Consider the following 962-nt stretch of genomic DNA (forward strand, 5'->3'; position numbering starts at 1 on the left):
CTGCCAGATCGGGGTGTTTGCGGCCTATGTGTCGGACAAGGGCTGCGCCTTCATTGATCGTCAGTTGTATCTGCCGCAGGACTGGACGAACAAGCCCGAGCGACGCACCGCCGCCCATGTGCCTGACAGCATCCGCTTCGTCACCAAACCGGAGATCGCCGCACAGATGATCGAGCGGGCGATTGCGGCCAACGTGCCGTTCGACTGGGTCGCTGCCGACACGATCTATGGTGTCGGTAAAGTGGAGATGCAACTGCGCCGGGCTGGCAAGGGCTATGTGCTGGGCGCACATGCCACCGATCAGTTCTCGTCCTGGATCGACAAACCCGAAGTGGCCGGCACGGCCGAGAAGATTGCGCAGGCTCTTGCGCCCGAGGCTTGGACGCGCCTGTCGGCGGGCGACGGCACGAAGGGAGCACGCCTGTACGACTGGGCTTATCTCGAACTCGCTGATCTTGAGGCGGAGGAGTACAACGACAACCTCACCGGCCTGTGGACGCGTGGCCTGCTGATCCGACGCAGCCTCAGTGATGAGGACCTGGCGTTCTTCTCGACCTGGTGTCCGGCCGGCACGCCGATCGACACGCTGGTGCGGGTGGAGGGCCAACGCTGGGCGATTGAGGATGCCTTCGAGACCGCCAAGACGGAGCTGGGGCTGACGCACAATGAGACGCGCTCGTGGCACGGCTGGCATCGGCATGTGTCGCTGGTGATGCTGGCCTTGGCCATGATGGCGGTGGTGCGCGAGCGCGCCAACCGCTTCACCTCACCCCAAAAAAGTCGAGACGAAGCCAGGCTGCAGCGTTGGTACGCTGGTCTGTCCAGGAAATCCGCCGCGTCGCCACACGCCTCCAGCAACGCCGGATCGAGCCTGCCTTTGTCATCGCCTGGTCTGCTTGGCGACGCGCGCATCAGGCGATGGCACAAACCTCACATCGCAAGCGGAGGGCGCAACTGTAATG

1 pseudogene is annotated in these 962 nt (G+C 63.8%); it reads left to right on the top strand.

Annotated features, from left to right (window positions below):
* Nucleotides 1-784, top strand: a pseudogene (locus FS320_RS44165) (IS701 family transposase); the annotation flags it as partial.
* Between the last annotated feature and the right edge of the window lie 178 nt (nt 785-962).

The organism is Microvirga tunisiensis, assembly GCF_009296175.1.
GTDB lineage: Bacteria > Pseudomonadota > Alphaproteobacteria > Rhizobiales > Beijerinckiaceae > Microvirga > Microvirga tunisiensis.